16 protein-coding genes and 1 pseudogene are annotated in these 18499 nt (G+C 62.3%); 8 read left to right on the top strand and 9 right to left on the bottom strand.

Translation table 11 applies throughout. The annotated features are described in order from the left end of the window. Positions 1-163: 163 nt before the first annotated feature. The 4 genes from DCM79_RS08665 to DCM79_RS08650 all read right to left on the bottom strand — a co-directional run bounded on the left by DCM79_RS08665 (position 164) and on the right by DCM79_RS08650 (position 8905). On the bottom strand, positions 164-1225 hold the full coding sequence (locus tag DCM79_RS08665; protein WP_006018711.1) for a toprim domain-containing protein: 1062 nt from the start codon (positions 1223-1225) through the stop codon (positions 164-166). After that, the gene (locus tag DCM79_RS08660; RefSeq protein ID WP_006018710.1) at positions 1225-5544 is read right to left on the bottom strand and encodes a bifunctional class I SAM-dependent methyltransferase/DEAD/DEAH box helicase; all 4320 of its coding nucleotides are present in this window, start codon (positions 5542-5544) and stop codon (positions 1225-1227) included. Before DCM79_RS08660 ends, DCM79_RS08665 begins: the two co-directional genes overlap by 1 nt. Before the next feature lie 186 nt (positions 5545-5730). Further along, complete coding sequence (locus DCM79_RS08655) at positions 5731-7845, bottom strand: ParB/RepB/Spo0J family partition protein (RefSeq protein ID WP_006018709.1); 2115 nt, start codon at positions 7843-7845, stop codon at positions 5731-5733. Positions 7846-7942: 97 nt separating this feature from the next. Next, positions 7943-8905 (bottom strand): ArdC family protein, encoded by a 963-nt coding sequence (locus DCM79_RS08650; protein WP_024337240.1) that lies wholly within the window; start codon positions 8903-8905, stop codon positions 7943-7945. A gap of 571 nt (positions 8906-9476) precedes the next feature. Here DCM79_RS08650 and DCM79_RS08645 point away from each other — a divergent pair. Continuing rightward, positions 9477-9755 (top strand): hypothetical protein, encoded by a 279-nt coding sequence (locus DCM79_RS08645; protein ID WP_006022624.1) that lies wholly within the window; start codon positions 9477-9479, stop codon positions 9753-9755. Positions 9756-9780: 25 nt separating this feature from the next. On the opposite strand, the gene DCM79_RS08640 is transcribed toward DCM79_RS08645, so the two are convergent. Continuing rightward, positions 9781-9969, bottom strand: a complete 189-nt coding sequence (locus DCM79_RS08640; protein WP_006022625.1) for a DUF3606 domain-containing protein — start codon at positions 9967-9969, stop codon at positions 9781-9783. A 104-nt stretch (positions 9970-10073) separates the two neighbouring features. Between DCM79_RS08640 and ligD (DCM79_RS08635) the strand changes: the two genes are divergently transcribed. Then, positions 10074-10994: a non-homologous end-joining DNA ligase gene (ligD, locus tag DCM79_RS08635; RefSeq protein ID WP_006022626.1), complete on the top strand. Its 921-nt coding sequence runs from the start codon at positions 10074-10076 to the stop codon at positions 10992-10994. A gap of 353 nt (positions 10995-11347) precedes the next feature. Continuing rightward, positions 11348-11551, top strand: a complete 204-nt coding sequence (locus DCM79_RS08630) for a hypothetical protein (protein ID WP_006022628.1) — start codon at positions 11348-11350, stop codon at positions 11549-11551. A gap of 95 nt (positions 11552-11646) precedes the next feature. Here the strand turns inward: DCM79_RS08630 and DCM79_RS08625 are convergent, their stop codons facing one another. Further along, complete coding sequence (locus DCM79_RS08625) at positions 11647-12249, bottom strand: hypothetical protein (protein ID WP_006022629.1); 603 nt, start codon at positions 12247-12249, stop codon at positions 11647-11649. Positions 12250-12387: 138 nt separating this feature from the next. Between DCM79_RS08625 and ligD (DCM79_RS08620) the strand changes: the two genes are divergently transcribed. Continuing rightward, positions 12388-13335, top strand: a complete 948-nt coding sequence (gene ligD / locus DCM79_RS08620) for a non-homologous end-joining DNA ligase (protein WP_006022630.1) — start codon at positions 12388-12390, stop codon at positions 13333-13335. 52 nt (positions 13336-13387) lie between these two features. Here the strand turns inward: ligD (DCM79_RS08620) and DCM79_RS08615 are convergent, their stop codons facing one another. The 3 genes from DCM79_RS08615 to DCM79_RS08605 all read right to left on the bottom strand — a co-directional run bounded on the left by DCM79_RS08615 (position 13388) and on the right by DCM79_RS08605 (position 15572). Continuing rightward, the gene (locus DCM79_RS08615) at positions 13388-13852 is read right to left on the bottom strand and encodes a metallophosphoesterase family protein (protein ID WP_006022631.1); all 465 of its coding nucleotides are present in this window, start codon (positions 13850-13852) and stop codon (positions 13388-13390) included. Beyond that, positions 13849-14355 carry an NUDIX domain-containing protein gene (locus tag DCM79_RS08610; protein ID WP_028145790.1) on the bottom strand — a complete coding sequence of 169 codons (507 nt, stop codon included), beginning with the start codon at positions 14353-14355 and terminating at the stop codon, positions 13849-13851. The genes DCM79_RS08615 and DCM79_RS08610 overlap by 4 nt, the downstream gene beginning before the upstream one ends. A 284-nt stretch (positions 14356-14639) precedes the next feature. After that, positions 14640-15572: a Ku protein gene (locus DCM79_RS08605; protein WP_006022633.1), complete on the bottom strand. Its 933-nt coding sequence runs from the start codon at positions 15570-15572 to the stop codon at positions 14640-14642. Between the two features lie 145 nt (positions 15573-15717). On the opposite strand from DCM79_RS08605, the gene DCM79_RS08600 reads away from it, so the two are divergent. The 4 genes and pseudogenes from DCM79_RS08600 (at position 15718) to dinB (ending at position 18402) form a co-directional block, all read left to right on the top strand. Beyond that, positions 15718-16113: a hypothetical protein gene (locus DCM79_RS08600; RefSeq protein ID WP_024337238.1), complete on the top strand. Its 396-nt coding sequence runs from the start codon at positions 15718-15720 to the stop codon at positions 16111-16113. Positions 16114-16159: 46 nt separating this feature from the next. Next, positions 16160-16609 (top strand): hypothetical protein, encoded by a 450-nt coding sequence (locus tag DCM79_RS08595; protein ID WP_006022635.1) that lies wholly within the window; start codon positions 16160-16162, stop codon positions 16607-16609. A 3-nt stretch (positions 16610-16612) separates the two neighbouring features. Then, complete coding sequence (locus DCM79_RS08590; protein WP_006022636.1) at positions 16613-17338, top strand: SOS response-associated peptidase; 726 nt, start codon at positions 16613-16615, stop codon at positions 17336-17338. Continuing rightward, positions 17335-18402 (top strand): annotated as a pseudogene (dinB, locus tag DCM79_RS08585) (DNA polymerase IV). The gene DCM79_RS08590 and the pseudogene dinB overlap by 4 nt, the downstream one beginning before the upstream one ends. Positions 18403-18499 lie beyond the last annotated feature (97 nt).

Below are 18499 nucleotides of genomic sequence, written 5' to 3'. Positions count from 1 at the left end.
TGTGTCTTCTCGTCGCCGGCGCGCGGCGGAAAATAGCCGGACGCAGCCATTGCCGGTCCGAGCCGCTTGCCGTCCGATCGCCCTCTAGAAGGCCGTGGTCGCGTGCTCTCCCGGCAGTGGCCGCACCGCGACCGACCTGTCGATGCCCATCGAATTGCCGGGGCTATTCCGCGGTTGCCAACGACGAATGCAGCAAACGGACGACGTCCTCTGGTACGAGCTGAAGCCGCAACGATGCGCGGAGGGCTTCGAGGCCAAAGATGTGCAGATCTTCGTTGAAATCGCCCACCCGAGGCGACAGCGGAATCGCTTCAACGCCGGCCTCTACCGCGCGCTGCGTGAGAATCGCCTGTACGGTATCTCCGGCAGCATCGTCATCGCGGGCGATATAGAGCCGACGCAGGCCAGATGGCAGCATCATCGCTGCGAGATGATTAGCCGAAAGCGCGGCCGCCATGGGCAGGGCCGGCAGTGCGTAACGCAGTGACAGCATGGTCTCGATTCCCTCGCCGGCAGCGAGCACATCATCGACCACGCCGAAGCGAACGGCGTTGCCGAGCAGGTCACCCATGGCGCGTCGTGGTGTGTCGATCGGAGCCTTGCCGAGCCGCACGCGATCAAAACCGTGTGGATCTAGCCAGGTGCGGTGCACGCCGGTGATCCGTCCATCGAGGTCGGTGACACAGGCTATCATCGCCGGCCAGGTTTCGGTCGACGAATGCTCATCCGGTCGATAGTAGCAACGAGGATGGAAGCGCAAGCTGCCACCATGGTTGATGCAACTAATTCCGCGACGCTGCAAGTACGCCTCGGCTAATGTCCCTTCAATCGGGTTGGATATCGCAAAGAGCCGACGAGCGGCTTCCTGCGATCCGGCCGGCGCGACTGGACGAACGGGCCTCGGGAGTGATTGCTCCTCGGAACGAGGCAGCTTCAGAAAGCGCCTCGCCTCCTCGGCGACCTCGCGAAAGTCTCGCAAGGCCAGACTTTCGCGGATGATGTCGAGGAGATCACCATGTTCTCCGGTCGCGGCGTCGGTCCATTTCCCAGCGGGTCCCTTCGGTGATTCGTGCAGCCGCACGAACAACGAGCGGCCCGGCGTATTGTAGACGTCGCCGACCAGCCAGTACCGCCCCGCCCGCCTGCCATTAGAGAGATAGTGTCGGCACACCGCCTCAGCCTCGCACGAGAGGCGGCGTGCCAGTTCGGAAGCATCGCCGGCCATCACGCGGCCTCCCGCTCACTGACGCCCGTAACCGGATAGGTGTCGAGCACCCTGGACAGGACCTCGATGCCGCTCGCGTCCGTGGGTACGAACATGCGCAGCTTCCAGGAGATGATCTCCCCAAAGAGGCCGTAAGCACGGAGGCGATCGCGTATCGTGTCGTTGAATCCGGACAGCTCGATGCGATAGGCGCCCATCACCCGGACGCGGCGAAGTTGGAGTTCCTCCGCGAGGTCGAGGACGGTGCGTCCCTCCATCAGCGCGGCAAAGGCAGCGTCCGGCGTCAGCGCGGGCGCGTCCCTCGAAAGGACGTTTGCGACCCATGTGGCCGAAAACTTGCGTCCGATGATGCGTTCGCCCGCATCGGTCTGGAGCCGATAGACGCGGGTTGATTCGTTCGGCAGCCGCTTCCAGATAGGGAGCAGCAAGCCCGCCACAACGTGGATCGTGCTTTCCGTGAACTGGGGCACCTCGGCAAGCTCCGCCACCCAGGCCGCAGCGAAGCGCCCACGGTCCGCTTCGATCCAGTGGCTCTCCGCCATCATGCTCAAGGGGACCGTGTGCTGATCCATCGGCCGGATCAGACGGACGCGCCGCTCGATCTCGCCGTCATCGAGCATGACGCTCGCCGCGGGGACCTGCACGGCGGCTCGTCCCGAGCGCTCATTGACCAGCAGGACGGCCTGACGATCGGAAAGACGAGCAAGAGCGTCATCCAGACTCACCGGATGATTGCGCTGGCGCTGTGTGACAGTGAGCAGCCGGGTCTCGGCGCCGGTCCCCCGCTGGTCATAGATCGTCCGCCGGTCGGTGACGACAAGGCTCTCGGCACGGAGTGTTTCCAACCCGACGTCGTAGGTGCCGGATGCAACCGCGCCTTCGATCCGAGCGGTCAAGAGCTGCTCGAAGGCGGTGAACAGCACATTCTGGAGGTCGATGGTGAGCGCCAATAACCTGTTCAGAAAGGTCGTGATCGGCGGCAGGTCATTCCTGAGCCCATTGGCATCCATGAGCTTCAGACCGGTTGCATCCTCGAACCTCCCAAGCGAGCAACCGTCGACCTTGCCTCGCGCGAGCAGCGTGTAGAGCTGACGCAACGCATCACGTCCATACTGGCTTTCGAGATTGTCCTCGGGCCGGAACAGGCCCTGTCCTCCGGTCTGACGTTGGCCGCGCGTAATGGCTCCCAACGTATCGAGCCGGCGGGCAATGGTGCTGAGAAAGCGCTTCTCGGCCTTCACGTCTGTCGCAATCGGACGAAACAGCGGCGGCTGCGCCTGGTTGGTCCGGTTGGTGCGGCCAAGGCCTTGGATCGCGGCGTCGGCCTTCCAGCCGGGCTCGAGCAGGTAATGGACGCGCAACCGGCGATTCCGCGCCGACAGTTCGGCATGGTAACTCCGCCCCGTGCCGCCGGCGTCGGAGAACACGAGGATGCGCTTGACGTCATCCATGAAGGCCGAGGTCTCGGCGAGATTGGCCGAGCCTGCGCGGTTTTCGACCACCAGCCGGTCGCCCTTGCGGATGACGCGGCGCGAGCGGCCCGTCACCTCGGCGACCAGTTCGGTGCCGAAGCGCTGGATGACCTGATCCAGTGCCCCAGGTACCGGCGGCAGCGAGGCAAGCTTCTCGATGAGGCGGTCACGGCGTGCGACGGCTTCCCGGCTCTCGACCGGCTGGCCGTCGCGATAGACAGGCCGGGAGCAGAGGTTACCTTCCGAGTCGGTGAAGGGTTCGTAGAGCTGGACCGGGAAGGAGTGGGCGAGGTAGTCGAGGACATACTCGCGCGGGGTGATGTCGACCTGGACGTCGCCCCATTCTTCAGTTGGAATCTCCGCGAGCCGGCGCTCCATCAGCGCTTCGCCCGTCGACACGATCTGGATGACCGCGGCGTGCCCAGCCTCAAGATCGTTCTCGATCGCACGGATCAGTGACGGGGTCTTCATCGAGGTCAGGAGGTGACCGAAGAAGCGCTGCTTCGCGCTTTCGAAGGCGGAGCGTGCCGCAGATTTGGCCTGCCCGTTCAGCGTTCCCGTTGCGCCGGTGATGTTGGCGGCCCGCATCGCCGCGTCCAGGTTATTATGGATGACGCTGAACGCACCGGCATAGGCGTCGTAAATGCGGACCTGCTCCGGCGTCAGTTGGTGCTCAACAAGCTCGTACTCGACGCCCTCGTAAGAGAGCGAGCGGGCTGCGTAGAGGCCGAGCGCCTTGAGGTCGCGCGCCAGCACCTCCATGGCCGCGACCCCACCCTCCTCGATCGCTTCGACGAACTCGGCACGGGTGGCGAACGGAAAGTCGGCGCCGCCCCAAAGGCCGAGGCGTTGGGCATAAGCGAGATTGTGGACCGTGGTTGCGCCCGTCGCCGACACATAGACCACGCGGGCATTCGGCAGCGCGTGCTGGAGCCTCAAGCCCGCGCGCCCCTGCTGAGAGGCCGCTTGGTCACCACGCTCGCCCTTGCCCCCGATCGCATTCTGCATGGCGTGGCTCTCGTCGAAGACGATCACTCCGTCGAAGTCCGAGCCCAACCATTCGACGATCTGCCTGACGCGCGAAAGCTTCTCGCCACGCTCGTCGGTCCGTAGCGTGGCGTAGGTGGTAAATAGGACGCCTTCCGCAAGCCGGATCCGGGTGCCCTGGCGAAACCGGGACAAGGGCGTAACGAGCAGGCGCTCCATCCCGAGCGCGGACCAATCGCGCTGCGCGTCCTCGATCAGCTTGTCGGATTTGCTGACCCAGACGGCACGTCGGCGGCCCTTGAGCCAGTTGTCGAGCAGAATCCCGGCGACCTGCCGGCCCTTGCCCGCGCCGGTGCCATCGCCCAAGAACCAGCCGCGGCGAAAGCGGACGGCATTCTCTGCGTCATCGCGCGCGGCGGCGATAACATCAAAGGTCGCATCGACCGTCCAGGAGCCCACGAGAAACTCAGAATGCGCCTCGCCGGCATAGATGACGCTCTCAAGTTGGGCGTCCGACAGAACTCCATCTGCCACCAGACTCGAAGGCAGGTGCGGACGATAGGATGGTTTCGGTGACGCAACGGACGCCATCGCCGCGGACTGCACGAGCTTGGTCGGGTGTGCGCACGATCCGGGAATACGGATCGATTGCAATCCGTATTCCTCGTAAAGGGCATCGGTGAGCCGGGTGCCTTCCGGCGGCGACCATTCGACCGTTTCGTATGTAAGTTCGACGCCTTCTGGCGCGGCGTCTCTCGAAGAAGACGATGAGCGTGGTGCAACGGCGCCCAGCGATCGCGACATAGCCGGCCGCTCGATAGCGACGATCTCCGGTGATATGGCGACGGGCAGCCTTGGAGGCACATGCTGGTTCACCCAGTCGAGCAAGGTAGCGACGTCGGCCGCCATGCCTGGCGAAGCCGGAAAAGCCGTCGGATCGGCAGCGGGCAGCTTGTCGATCACAAGCAGCCGTGTGTCGATTTGTGTTCCGTGCTTCGCGTAGATGGCGCCGTCGATCGCCGCAGAAAACGCTACCTGCCCGCGTTCCTGGAGCCGCACAAAGGCTTCTCGCCATGCCGGGTTATCCGGTGCGAAGCTGGCGCCAGTGATGGCGACAAGGCGTCCACCGTCGCCAAGACGCGCGAGCGCTGAAGCGATGTGACGGAGAGCCGCATCCGTCATCCGTCGGTCTACGTTCGTCAATGCCGAGAACGGCGGGTTCATCAGAACGACGCTCGGCACGACACTCGCGTCGAGGTGGTCGTCGATCTGTGCAGCATCGAACCGCGAGACCTTAACGCCTGCGAAGAGATGATCGAGCAGCGCCGCGCGGGCCTCGGCCAACTCGTTCAAGACCAGAACGCCGCCGGCGAGCTCGGCAAAGACGGCGAGCAAACCGGTCCCAGCAGAAGGCTCAAGAACGCGATCGGCCGGCGTAATGCCAGCCGCGGCGCATGCGGCCAGCCCAAGCGGGATCGGCGTCGAGAATTGCTGAAGCGCCTGGCTGTCCTCGGAACGCCGCGTGTGGGTCGGCAGACAGCTAGCGATCTTCGTGAGCATCGGCAGCATTGCTGCCGTCGACCCAGCCTTGGCACGCATCGCGGGGCCGAACTTGCGAAGGAACAGAACGGCTGCCGCCTCGCAGACGTCATAGGCGGTCTTCCAATTCCAAACGCCGGCCGTGTCCGAGGCGCCAAAGGCAGACTCCATGGCGCTACGCAGAACAGCGGCATCGATGCGACGGCCGCGTTCGAGCTCGGTCAGGACCTGTCGCGCGGCCCTGACAGCGGCAGAGGTGAGATTTGCAGCGGCACGCATGGAGAGCGGCGTGGCGATGCCGCCGGCAAGAGATTCGGTCATGGCAGGAATTCTTTCGGAGAGCAGGAATGGGTCGAACCATCAGGCGCTCTCCTTTGCCCCCGACGGCTCAAACCCTTCCCGGCCCGACTCTCACTCTCCGCCGTTCCCAATAAGAATGGGGACCAGCGCTACACACCGGTCCCCAAGCAACCGCGGGACGGCCAAAGCCGCCCCGCTCTGTGATGATCACTCAGCCGCGTCGAGATGTTGCGGATCTTCGTCGGCGGCGGTCTCCTGATCCTCCTCGTCGGCGAGGAATTCGGGCAGCCGGCCCGCCTCGCTCTCCTGCTCTGACGCCGCATCGGGATCGAGGAGACGCAACGGCTCCGGCAACCAACCCGAGCCATCCAGAAGTCGTTCAGCCTCCTTGGCCATGTCGGCCTTCTTCAGATGGTCGATCAGTTGCGCCGACGACTCGCCCTTGGCCTGCCGCACGGCATCCAGAATACGCGGCTTGGTAACCCGGCCGAGATAGTTGTCGACGGTCGGTCGCCAGCCGGCCTGCACCATGTCGAGCCCGACCGCGCGCGCCAGCACATCGGCCTGGTCGAGACGCGTGCGAACGCCATGGGCGGAGACGCGACCCTGATTGTAGCGATTGGCTGGCTCATGGACGGCGTTGACCGCAAACGACGCACAGTGGGCGAACAGCGACGCCTGTGCACCACCATCGAGAGCCGTCAGCGCATCCCAGAGATCGTTCTCGCTCTTTGGCAACCGTGCCTTCCAGACCTCATGTCGCGCCTCGACTGCTTTGGCCGAGACGCTTTCCCTCAGCCCCGGAGCTTGGGCGGGAAAGTTCGGCGTGCGAAGGCTGATCTCAAGACAGCTCCCGGACGATGCGAACCGGTAAAAGGCCGTCAGCACGAAGTTATGCAGAACTGCCTGGAACGCGACCGCTGGATTTCCCGCCAACGCATCACGCAATGTCAGTGTACGATGCGCCGTCAACTCGATGATGAGACGATCCGGCAAAGGTTTGGTCGCGTCCTCATCATCCTCCTCGGCATCAGCAGCGCCGCCTGCGACCGCGATGACCGTGCGCTGGACGGAAGGGCCCACTTCAAGACCTTCGGTCGACGACGCATCGGCGCCCTGCCCGACATCAGGATCAGTTGCCGGCACCTCGTCCTCCGGCCGGACGTAACCCCGGTCCACGGCGAGGCGTCCTTCGGAGTCGATGCTGATGAAGACACCAGCTCGGGCGATCTCCGCCGGTTCGTAAAGCATCGGCCGGTCTTCGAATGCAGCCAGGGCCGACTCGATTTCGCCGAGACGCTGATCGACCTCGTCGGGCAACTCGTCGGCATCCCGGTAGTCGACTTCCAGCTTGGCTTGCTCGGCGTTCAGCGCATCGATGGTGGCCTGCTCCTCAGGCGAGAGATCGACGGGCTTGCCTTCGATTTGTCGTAGGCCTTGAGTGTGACCGTAGGGGAAATCTACGGCGACCGAGATCCACTTCCAGCCTTCGGCAGCAATCGTCTCAGCTTCGGCCTTGAGCTTCTCGGTTACGAGGCGGTCGAGCAAGACGACGTCCTGAAGCCAGCCGCCGTCGTCGTGCTCGAACAGATCCCGCAGAACGCCGCCACCCGCGCTCTGATAGGCATCGAGGCCCACAAATTGGGCCCGGGGATCGGAACCGCGCACGGTGTTCTCCGTGAGCAGCCGGCGGATCTGGTATGGCTCGTCATAACCGGAGCGGCTGACATTCTCCCAGACTTGCTCCTGGCGGGCGTGATCGGCCGTGACCGAGAACGCCATGAGCTGCTCGAGGGTCATGCCGTCTTCGGCATAGACCTCATGCAGCTTTGGCGAGACCGACGCCAGGCGCAGGCGCTGCTTGACGATTGCAGGGTTCACGAAATGACGCGCGGCAATGTCTTCCTCGCTCATGCCGAGATCGCGGAGTGTCTGGAAGGCCCTAAACTGATCAAGCGGATGCAGGCCGACCCGCTCATCGTTCTCCGCCACCGAATCGTCCTCGGCGATGCCCCCTTCACGCACAACGCACGGCACCGCCTGCGTCTTTGACATCCGCTTCTGTTTTACCAGGAGCTCGAGAGCGCGATAGCGCCTGCCGCCCGCTGGCACCTCGAACATGCCGGTCTCGTTGCCATCTGCATCGACGACGGCCCGGACACTCAGACCTTGCAGAAGCGTACGCTGCGCGATGCTCTCGGCTAGCTGCTCGATCGAGACACCGGCCTTGACGCGGCGAACGTTCGACTGGCCGAGCACGAGCTTGTTGAAGGGAATGTCCCGAGAAGGGGACAGCGTGATCTTTTGTACGGCTTTCGTCATTTTGGCTCTCCACGACGGGTGGCCGTGAGACTCTCTCTCGGCTTCCAACCCGTCGCGAACAGCCTCCCCTCCTCTCACTCTCGCGCGAGGCCAGGCATCACGCCGTCTCGTGATCGGCGACAGCCGAATCCAGCGATGCGGGCTCAATGGACCCGGGAACGAAACCGAGCAAATAGTCCGCGGCCTTGCTCGCCTGCGAGGCGGCCCGCACGATGGCGCGATTGTCTTCACGCAGGACTTCGAGCCAGGAGCCGATATAGTCGGCATGGCGCACGGTGGGGACGATCCCTAGCGACGCGCAGCTGAACGCGGAACTCAATTCGGCGACCAGCTCTTCGAAGGCATATTTCTTGGTACCGTAGGATCCGCTCTGGTCGCGATTGAGACGCGACGGGTGCCCAGTCGCATGACCGAGTTCATGCAAGGCCGTACGGTGCCAGTTGATGGGTTCGAAATAGGCCTGCGGCGGCGGGACCTGAACATAGTCTTCGGCTGTTGCATAGAATGCGCGATCTCCACCGATCCGAAATGGAATTCCGCTGGCCGTGATCAGGGCATCGACCGTCGGTTCGATGAGGCCGGCCGGCGGCGGCGGCGCAGCGGTGGCAATGTCGTCGGGCAGTTGCTCGCACTGATCGGTGTTGAAAACGGTAAATCGCTTGAGGAACGGGATCGCCTGCGCGTCTTCGCCGGTCTCGGCGGCGCGGCGCTTTTCATCATTCGGCACGAAACGATCCGCGTAGACGACGGTAGTCCCGCGCTCTCCCTTGCGAACGTGGCCGCCAAGAGAGAGTGCCTGGCGGAAAGTGAGCCAACTTTGACCGGTAAATCCGCGTTCGATCACGACTCCCCAGAGGATGAGGATGTTCACACCACTGTATTGCCGGTTGGTCGACGCATTTTTCGGCATGGCCAGCGGCGCTTTCGCCGCGGCAGTACCCCAGGGCTGAACCCAGGGGACGCGTCCGGCCTCAAGCTCGGCGATGATCTTGTCGGTGATTTCGTTGTAGAGGTTCGCCCGGTCCTGGCCGGCGCGCGCGCAAGCATTAGGGTTTGACATCGCGGGTCTCCGCGACGGGCACCGCGAGCCTCTCTCGCAGATTGTAACCCGTCACGGAAAACCAGCCTGCACTCTTACTCTCAGCTTCTTGCCTTAGGCCGCAGGCCTGATCCGGCGTGCGCCAGGGGCGCATCGCCCCAAGAGAAATGGCACCCGCAGGAGCGTGAGCATAGCGACGCCGAAGGCGGCACGCGGGACCGAGTGCAGCGACGAGACCGGTTAAAAGGGCACCCGGGAACGGGGCAGTGATAACGATCGCCGCAGGCGAGCCCCTTTTCCGAGTGCCCCCGGCGAGGAGCACCAAAGCTCTGGCGCGAGGGATCGAAGCCGCAGGCCGAGACGCGGCGCGGCTCGGTTCACGAGAGCCCGGTGCGGCCCTGGCCGCACGCGCACAACCACTAAAAGACTTGAGCGAAAGTGATGCTGGCAATCCTGCGAGAACAGCCTGGCAATTTCACAGTGGTCTCAGAACGGGCGAAAACCTTGTCCTCTGCTGACTGAGAATCCCAGCCTTGTGTTAGCAGCCGGAACAAACGGCGGACCACTAGATTCGTGTATTCGGAGTTATTCAATGCTGATGACCAGTGAGCGAAGGCCGGCGATACGGACACTGCAGGGTTGGGCGATCCACGTGCTCCAGGAAGCGGGCGCCATCCGCGAATGCGAAGAGCATGGTTGGATGCAGGACCGCGCCGATCCGCATGCACGAGAGCGAGCCTTCGATATTGCCCGTCGAGACCCGCCAGCAGACGTCTCCCGTCAAGCCGCGGAGGCCGCGCTTCACGACGTGCTCGACTCGATTGGCGATACCTGCCCAGAATGCCCCCCTGACGAGGAGGACCCGCGCTAAGCACCGACGCCGACCCGTCTGCTACTCAGCGGCCTAGCCGTTTCTCCACCCGCTTGCGCGCGTTGCCGACCTTTTTGACGGCCTTTTTCACCGCCGGCGCCGACTTTCCGGTCTTCTTCGCCTCGTACTGCACTTCGTAGTCCTGCCCGCCTGCCACCCGCGCCCGGTCCTGCTTTCGTCCGCGCGCCGTTTTGCTCTTCTTCGCTGCCGCCATCGGTGCCTCCTGTTGGGACATCGAAGCAACGCGACAGGGATTCGCAGGTTCCGGAACGATTCGAACTGTGCCAATTTGAATCGGCTGTAGCGTGGAGTTCTTCAGTGGCGTTTCAGCGTAACAAGCCGGCGGCTATCGGCGTCAAGGCGCCTTTCCCCGCCTTCATCGAACCGGCCCTGGCATCCTCGACAGAGAAAGTGCCGTCGGGAGAGCGCTGGATCCACGAAATCAAGTTCGACGGCTACCGTGTTCAGGTCCATCTGGCCAACGAGACGGCGAAGATCTCCACCCGGCGCGGCCACGATTGGACGCACCGCTTCAAGAAGGTCGCTCATGACGCCTGGCGGATCAAGGCGAACTCTGCGGTGGTGGACGGCGAGATCGTGGTGCCAGCTGCCGATGGCACGACCGACTTCTCGGTCCTGCAGAACGAGCTCAAGGGTAAGTCGAGGAGCATCGTGCTCGTGGCGTTCGATCTGCTCTATCTGAACGGCCGAGATATCCGGAAGCTACCGCTTTTTCAGCGCAAGGCCGAACTCAAGAAGATCCTGACCGGCACCGACATCCAGTTCAGCGAAAGCTTCGCGATAGACGGCCGCGAGATGTTTGCGCACGCCTGCAAGCTTGGCCTCGAAGGTGTCGTCTCGAAGGTCCGGGACGGCGCCTATCCGGCCGGACGCACGAATGACTGGGTCAAGAAGACCTGCGTGCAGCGTGAGACCCTGACTATTGCGGGTTTCGCGCTCGATGGAACGAAGTGGGACGGCATCTACGTCGGCCGGCGTAAGGGCGACGATCTAATATACGCCGGGAAGGTGGACCATGGATTCGACAAGGCATCAGCCGCCGACCTTCAGAAGCGTCTGAAGCCGCTGATCCGCAAGACGCAGCCTTATGCAAAGCGGATTGCGCACAAAGGAATCTGGGTCGAGCCCAAGCTGCTGGCCGAGATAGAGTACCGTGCAAAATCAGCGGAGGGAAAAGTCCGTCATCCCTTCTTCAGGGGGCTTCGGGAGGATCTGTAATGGATGCCTTTGACCGCTTCTGGGAGTGGGCGGAAAAGCCGCTCGATAGTCCGCTGACGATCCCTGCGGAGCTCCATCGAGCGGTTATGGAGCTGTCTCCGGAGGACAGGCGGGACCGCGCAAAGGTCAATGAGGCCGCAGGGCGGGCGGTTTCCGACCGATAGTTACCAGCGAGCGCCCAGTCTGAGCGCGCCCGCTCGAGACCCACCATTCAAGATTGACCTGCTTGAATTGGACAGTGTCCGAATTCGCGAAACGGAGTATGATCTGGTCATCACCGGCAAAGGCACTCTGCCCGCGGGCACCGGTGACTGAGAGACCAATCGCGCTCCCGCCTGCAGCAGGAGCCACCAATGTCTCATTATTCCGAACGTGTCATCCTTGCCCGTCACCATGTTGCCAAAGGACGTCAGATCGTCGAAAGGCAGCAACGGATGGTCCGCAAGGGTGGCGCAAACATCGCAGAAGCTCTGAAGCTCCTGGCTCTCTTTGAAGCAACGCAAAATATCTTCGAGGATGATCTGGAGCGCATCTTGCGGGAAGAGCGCAACTGCTAAGGCTCGCGACTTGGCAGTTTAGAGTCTGGCAATTTCCGGTCTCGGCGGCAAATCAGGCGTCAACGCTAAGACACGAGATGGTCGCACTTTGAGACCTAGCCTCGCGCGCGTCGTAACGCGACTTCCAACCGGGCCTTCTCCTTTTCCCAACGCGCTTCCTCGTCCCGCGCGCTTTCCTCAAGAACTTCGAGCTGTTGTTGAATGTCAGCGGCCTTTTCTTCGTGCTTGCGACGGGCCGCGTCCAAGGCACTTTGCGCCTTGTCGACGGCGTGCTGCCGTCGCTCACGCTCCTTCTGCCGGACGGCCTCCTCCTTGGCACGTTCGCGCTCCCGTTGCATCTGCTCCTTCTCTAAAGCAAGTGCAGCCTTCCGGTCGGCCGCATCGTCGTGGGCCCGCTTAGAAGGCTTCCGCGGTTGACGGCGGCCTGTCTTCTTTGAGCTGCCGCTGGCAAGGTCGGTAGGTAGCTCGGCATGCTCCCTGAATGGCCCGTTGGAGCCGACGGGTCTCTTCAGAACGATGCCCGGCGCAGCCATAGTCGCCTCGATGACGTCCGGATCGTCGCTTTCCTTCGCCGCGCCCTGGTGGAAGAGATTGCTGTCAGCGCCCCAGGCTTCGAGGGCCGCTTTCATGGAGGGAGCGGCGATCGCCAGATCGAAGAAGCCCAGCGAGGTCTGATAGGTCTTCAGTTTTCTGGCCATCGGTCTGATCCGCCCTCGTCGATCGTCAACGTCTCGCACGCCACCATGCCTGCGGAACACGACGCGGCCCCGAAGCGTTCCCCAATCCTTGAAGGACGTCCATGCATTTCGCAACGCGCTCTTAAGGATTGGCCTTGAATGAGCCGGATGTCGACCCTGCCCAAGCGCCTGCAGCCGATGCTTGCTACGCTTACCGAGGCGCCGTTCGACGACCCCAGCTGGGTTTTCGAGGACAAGTACGACGGCTTCCGGATGATCGCGGAAATCCGGCGGGGCAAAGTTGCGCTCTACAGCCGCAACGGCAAGATAATCAGCCGCAGCTATATTGAGGTCGCCAAAGCGCTGGAGGGCGTGAAGGGCGACGCCGTGATCGATGGTGAGCTTGTCGCGATCGGTAAGGATGGCGTCTCACATTTCCAGTTGCTTCAAAACGCGCTGCGCCATGAGGCGAAGCTGCTGTACTGCGCCTTCGATCTCATGTTTGAGAACGCAGCGGACTTGCGCAACCACCCCCTCCTCGAGCGGAAGAAGCGGTTGAAGGCAATACTGCCGCGCGACAAGTTGATCGCCTTCAGCCATCACCGCAAAGCGAACGGCATGAAATTCTTCGCCGAGGCCGAGCGGAAGGGTCTGGAAGGCGTCATGGCGAAGCGCGCCGACAGCGCGTATGCGTCCGGAAGCCGGACGGCGGATTGGCTGAAGATCAAGACAGCAAAGCGGCAGGAAGTGGTGATCGCGGGCTTCACGGCGCCGAGGCGTACAAGACCATACTTCGGCGCCCTGGTCCTCGCCGTGCGGGAAGACGACACATGGCGCTATATCGGACATGTTGGCACTGGCTTCAGCCACAAGGTCCTGGAAGACCTCCACGCCAAGCTCGTGAAGCTGACGATCCCGAAATCACCCTTCCCTGCCAAAGTGAAGGACGAGGCCGCCACGACCTGGGTCAAGCCCTCGTTGGTCGCCGAGGTCAAATTTGCGCAGTGGACGAGCAAGGGCGAACTGCGCCAGCCCGTCTACCTCGGGCTCAGGTCCGACAAGCGGGCGAAGGATGTCGTGCGTGAGCGAGAACGTCCGCGCAAGTAGCTTCCCTTCGGCGAAAGCCGGCAAAAAGGATTGATGCACTCTCCGCCGACACTCACTCGCCTCCAAGGTCGTGGATTTCCGGTCGCATGCCGTCAGGCGTGAGTTCGAGCGTCGCAAACGTGATCGGCAGCTTGAAACGCCGAGGTCCCGCGCTGCCGGGATTCAGGTAGAGAATGCCACCGACCGTGTCGATCTTCGGTACGTGGGAATGCCCGGAGACGATGACGTCGAAGCCGGCGCCGAGATCGGTCTTCAGCGTCTTCAGGTCGTGCAGAACGTAGATCGACTTACCTGCCAGACGGACGAGTTTCGTGTCGGGGTAGTCGCGAGCCCACTTGCCACTGTCCACGTTTCCACGAACGGCCGTGACGGGTGCGATCCGGCGAAGCGCGTCGACGATCTCGGGGCGTCCCATGTCGCCGGCATGAATGATGTGATCGACGCCCGTCAGGCCTCGCTCCGCCTCGGACCTCAACAGGCCGTGCGTGTCCGAAATGACTCCAATCCTGAACATCATTTCCCGACGCTCTCAGCCGAGATCGCCAAAAGACGATCGAGAAACTCTACCTGAGCGGACAGCATCTTGGTCCGCGCTAACTCGATATCAAACCATTCCGCGCGGTCGACTTCGGGAAAGCTCTGCCGTCGACCGCTTCGAGGCGGCCATTCGACATCGAAGGTATTGCTGGTCAGTGCTGCCGGATCAAAGTGTCCCTCGCCGCCGAATGCGATGACGCGCTTGCCTCCTCGCTGTCGGACCTCCCCCAGCGCCTGGAGTGGACCAATCGAAGCGCTCGGGCCGAGTTCTTCGGCAAATTCTCGTTGAGCAACGTTCTCCGGAACATCATTGGCATCGATTTCGCCCTTTGGAATGGACCAGGCGCCATCATCCTTCTCACGCCAGAACGGACCGCCGGGATGAACGAGCAGAACCTCGAGCCCCCGAGCTCCTCCCTTGCGGTATGCGAGAATGCCCGCGCTCAAGGTCGATCTCCTGGAAGTCTTTTTCACCGCAGCCATATGGCTCCTACTTTGCAGAGCAATCGAGAGCCGGCGAGCCGTCGTCCCGCCATACGGGACCGCGTTCGCCAAGCGCCTGCTTAGCTTCGTCCGCGGTCCTATGCACCGTTACTTCGGCCTCGCGCTCGGCCGCCTTCCTGGCGCACGCACCTACCCGCCGGGTCGCCATTAGACGGCGACGAGATGATCTCGCGTGACCTCGTTGAGACGGATTTGCCATTCGCCAGAGCCTGCCACGGACGACGAAGGAGTGCCGTCCGGCGTCACCGGATGCTTCACGACACCTAAGCCGACTTCCGCTGCGGCTTGGCCGCCGGCTTTTTCGCCGCGGCCTCCTTCGCCGGCTTCTTGCCTGCGATCGGCATCAGCATTTCCTTCTGCCCGGCCGCCGCCTTGCGCGGCTTTTTTCCTGATTTCTTGGGTGCCTCTGTCGCTGAGGCGCCCTCTCTTCCGATGCTCTTTCGCAGCGCGTCGATCAGGTCCACCACGTTCTCGCCGCGGGGACGCGCTTTCGCGGTGATGGGTTTGCCGGCGCGCTTCTGATTGATCAGTTCGATGAGGGCGGTTTCGTATTGGTCTTCGAACTTGTCCGGCTCGAAATGGCCCGCCTTCTGATTGACGATGTGCTTGGCGAGATCAAGCATGTCCTTGGTGACTTTGACATCCTGAATGTCGTCGAAATACTCATCAGCTGAACGGACTTCGTAAGGATAGCGCAGTAGCGTTCCCATCAGGCCCTTGTCCAACGGCTCCAGCGCGATGATGTGCTCGCGATTGGTCAGCACCACACGGCCGATCGCGACCTTGTTCATCTCGCGGATGGTTTCCCGAATAACGGCGAAAGCATCGTGCCCGACTTTACCGTCGGGACGCAGATAGTAGGGGCGAATGAGATATCGCGGATCGATCTCGCTGCGGTCGACGAACTCGTCGATTTCGATCGTTCGCGTTGATTCCAGTGCGACGTTCTCTAGCTCCTCCTTCGTCACCTCGATGAAGGTGTCCGTGTCGACCTTGTAGCCTTTGACGATGTCCTCGTTGTCGACCTCCTCGCCGGTATCGGCATCCACCTTAGCGTACTTGATCCGATGGCCGGTCTTTCGATTCAGCTGGTTGAACGAGACCTTTTCGGATTCCGACGTGGCCGGATAGAGCGCAACCGGACAGGTGACGAGGGAAAGACGCAGGAAGCCTTTCCAGTTGGCGCGGGGGGCCATCGCGGGGAACTCCATTACTGATGCCGGATTAAAGACGAACGACCGGGCTTGGTTCCGACATCGCGACCCGCCCCACAGCGGGATTTTTCTCATCGGCCTGCCTGGCCGGACTCGACATTTGTTCTTGTTATGTTCTAATTCGGGCATGACCGACCGACCCGCGAGCTGGCGCATGCCGACCCCGAAACAGATGGAAAAATTGGCCGCTGAAGCCGACCGCAGACGAGCGCCGCCCGCTGCGGGTCCAGATGCCCCCCTCCCGGCCGAATATTGGGAATCGGTCCTGAAAGACGCACGCGCCGGCACGACCGGGGCTCAGATGCGGCAGCGACGTCTTTCCGAGATTCAGCGTCACGTGCTGCGCGTCTCCTGCCGCCGCTGCGAGCGGACCGTGGAAATCCAGACCGCTGATGCCGTTCGACTGTATGGCGCCAACGCGCTCTGGAAGGACGTCGCGCAGCGGCTGCTCGACAATACCTGCCGGCAGCGCACCGGCAGGCATGAAGAAGACGGGTGCTGGCCAGCGTTCGAGACGCCGTAGCCGCTCTGGATTTGCCGATCCGATCTCTTTGCGCCTGGATGTCTGGATGGCCCCGAAGTATCACCCTACGCCCTTGTCGGGCGGCGATCGCAAGGCTCTGGCGAAAGAGCTCGGCAAGGCACGCGCGATGGCCAGCATGCTGGCGACCCAATCGGCGGAGATGCGGGCCAAAGGCGGGGCGATGATCCAGCAAGCCGACAGGCTGCTTTGCGAAAGCTGGAACGAGCGGATGTGGAGTGACGGCGAACCGATCGATCCGTCGCCGACCATCGATCAGGCCGTAAATGGAGGCTTCCCCTGGCTGGAGATCAGGTGCGCGCGCTGCAAGACGCCGAGCGATGTCGACCTGGCCGCGATGAAGCACCCGCCGACCACCTTCGTGCACGATCTCGCCAGCCGGCTGCGCTGTCGCAAATGTGCCAAGGCCGGCCGGCGTCCATCCGCGACTCTGCTACAGTTGACCTGGCAGCCGCGCCACCCTCGAGCCGAATCCTGACCGATGTGCAATCTTTATTCGATCACGACCAATCAAGCCGCGATCAACGCGCTGTTCCGCGTTGTCAACCGATACGTTGGAAATCTGGCGCCGATGCCGGGGGATTTTCCCGACTACAAGGCACCGATCGTGCGCAACGGAGTGGAGGGCCGCGAGCTCGCTACGGCGCGATGGGGAATGCCGTCGTCATCAAAGGCGCTGATGGACGCCACGAAGAAGCGAGCCGAGAAGCTGCAGGCCAAGGGCAAGGCAGTGGATTTCAAGGAATTGCTGCGAATGGAGCCGGACGGCGGCACGACCAACATCCGCAATGTGAAGAGCAAGCACTGGACGCGATGGCTGGGGACTGAAAATCGCTGCGTGGTGCCGTTCAACTCGTTCAGCGAGTTCAACAAGGCCGAGGGCGGTGATATCTGGTTCGCGCTCGATGAGACACGTCCCCTCGCCTGCTTCGCCGGTATCTGGACCAACTGGACGTCCGTCCGGAAGGTCAAGGAAGGCGAGACGACCAACGACCTCTACGCGTTCCTCACGACGGAGCCCAACGCCGAGGTCGGCGCCATCCACCCCAAGGCGATGCCGGTGATCCTGACAACGCCAGATGAAGTCGAGACCTGGATGACGGCCCCTGCGGACGAAGTACTGAAATTGCAAAGGCCGCTTCCGGACGGAAGCCTCCGGGTCGTCGCTCGCGGCGTCAAGGAAGACCCAATAGGGCCGACGACGTGACGGACGAGACCGACTACCAAACGGGGCCAGCACCGCATCAGCGCAAGATCATTCTGTCGATATAGACATCTTCTACGCATCAGTGGAGCAGCGGGACAATCCGGACTTGCGTGGCAAGCCAGTCGCTGTGGGCGGGATCGAAAGAGCGCGGTGTCGTAGCTGCAGCGAGCTATGAGGCGCGAAAGTTTGGAGTTAGGTCGGCATTGCCGTCAGTGACAGCCAAACGGCAATGCAAAGAGCTAATTTTCGTAAAGCCGCCGCGCTTCGAAGTCTACAAGGAGGTCTCTCGACACGTCCGGACAATCTTCGCGGAGCATTCTGACGTCATTGAGCCCCTGTCGTTAGATGAGGCCTACCTAGATGTCACCGAGAACATCCAAGGCCTCCCAATCGCGACAGAGATCGCGACCTTGATTAGAGTCAAGATCCTGAGCGAGACAGGCCTGACCGCGTCTGCCGGCATCTCTTACAATAAGTTCCTGGCAAAACTTGCGTCCGACCAACGGAAGCCCAACGGACAGTTCGTGATCACGCCAAAGATGAGGCCGAGCTTCGTTCAGGATCTCCCAGTCGGCAAATTCCATTGAATCGGACCGGCGACCAGTGCGAAGATGCATGGCCTTGGCATCTTCACCGGCATGAATATGCGCAATCAGTCGCTCGAGTTCATGAACGCCAATTTTGGGAAAGCTGGGGCGTATTATTACTGGATCTCGCGGGGGATTGACGAGCGTCCTGTCCGTGCCAACCGAATCCGAAGGTCCGTCGGCGCCGAAAGCACGTTTCGCGGGACTTGGCAGACCACGAAGCGCTGACCATCGAACTGCGCCCACTGGTCGACAAGGTCCGGCAACACTGCGAGGCGACGGGCGCGCGAGGCCAAACGGCGATCCTTTTCAGATTTCGAGCTGATCACTCGCAGCACGTCCGTACGCATGAACGACACCGCGGACGATCTCTCTAGCCTGGCTCTTGAACTATTAGCGCAACTTATGCCGCCAAAGAGGCCGATCCGGTTAATCGGTATCTCTGTTTCGGGGGTTTGTTGGGTCAGGGCTCGATGATGATCAATTGCCACTCATGCTGGCTTGATTTGGCGGGTCCAACCGCATCTCGTTGCTGCTTGCAATAGGTGCCATCCACTCCCCCAATTTACACAGA

It is taken from the genome of Bradyrhizobium sp. WBOS07 (genome assembly GCF_024585165.1).
GTDB classification, from domain to species: Bacteria; Pseudomonadota; Alphaproteobacteria; order Rhizobiales; family Xanthobacteraceae; genus Bradyrhizobium; species Bradyrhizobium japonicum_B.
The sequence above is the reverse complement of the archived record's forward strand: the minus strand, read 5'-3'. Positions and strand labels throughout refer to the sequence as shown.

Excerpts from the sequence above, each read along its gene's own strand:
- DCM79_RS08665 (WP_006018711.1), bottom strand. The coding sequence starts at position 1,225 with ATGGCCGGCGATGCTTCCGAACTGGCACGCCGCCTCTCGTGCGAGGCT.
- DCM79_RS08660 (WP_006018710.1), bottom strand. The coding sequence starts at position 5,544 with ATGACCGAATCTCTTGCCGGCGGCATCGCCACGCCGCTCTCCATGCGT.
- DCM79_RS08655 (WP_006018709.1), bottom strand. The coding sequence starts at position 7,845 with ATGACGAAAGCCGTACAAAAGATCACGCTGTCCCCTTCTCGGGACATT.
- DCM79_RS08650 (WP_024337240.1), bottom strand. The coding sequence starts at position 8,905 with ATGTCAAACCCTAATGCTTGCGCGCGCGCCGGCCAGGACCGGGCGAAC.
- DCM79_RS08645 (WP_006022624.1), top strand. The coding sequence starts at position 9,477 with ATGCTGATGACCAGTGAGCGAAGGCCGGCGATACGGACACTGCAGGGT.
- DCM79_RS08640 (WP_006022625.1), bottom strand. The coding sequence starts at position 9,969 with ATGGCGGCAGCGAAGAAGAGCAAAACGGCGCGCGGACGAAAGCAGGAC.
- DCM79_RS08630 (WP_006022628.1), top strand. The coding sequence starts at position 11,348 with ATGTCTCATTATTCCGAACGTGTCATCCTTGCCCGTCACCATGTTGCC.
- DCM79_RS08625 (WP_006022629.1), bottom strand. The coding sequence starts at position 12,249 with ATGGCCAGAAAACTGAAGACCTATCAGACCTCGCTGGGCTTCTTCGAT.
- ligD (WP_006022630.1), top strand. The coding sequence starts at position 12,388 with ATGAGCCGGATGTCGACCCTGCCCAAGCGCCTGCAGCCGATGCTTGCT.
- DCM79_RS08615 (WP_006022631.1), bottom strand. The coding sequence starts at position 13,852 with ATGATGTTCAGGATTGGAGTCATTTCGGACACGCACGGCCTGTTGAGG.
- DCM79_RS08610 (WP_028145790.1), bottom strand. The coding sequence starts at position 14,355 with ATGGCTGCGGTGAAAAAGACTTCCAGGAGATCGACCTTGAGCGCGGGC.
- DCM79_RS08605 (WP_006022633.1), bottom strand. The coding sequence starts at position 15,572 with ATGGCCCCCCGCGCCAACTGGAAAGGCTTCCTGCGTCTTTCCCTCGTC.
- DCM79_RS08600 (WP_024337238.1), top strand. The coding sequence starts at position 15,718 with ATGACCGACCGACCCGCGAGCTGGCGCATGCCGACCCCGAAACAGATG.
- DCM79_RS08595 (WP_006022635.1), top strand. The coding sequence starts at position 16,160 with ATGGCCCCGAAGTATCACCCTACGCCCTTGTCGGGCGGCGATCGCAAG.
- DCM79_RS08590 (WP_006022636.1), top strand. The coding sequence starts at position 16,613 with ATGTGCAATCTTTATTCGATCACGACCAATCAAGCCGCGATCAACGCG.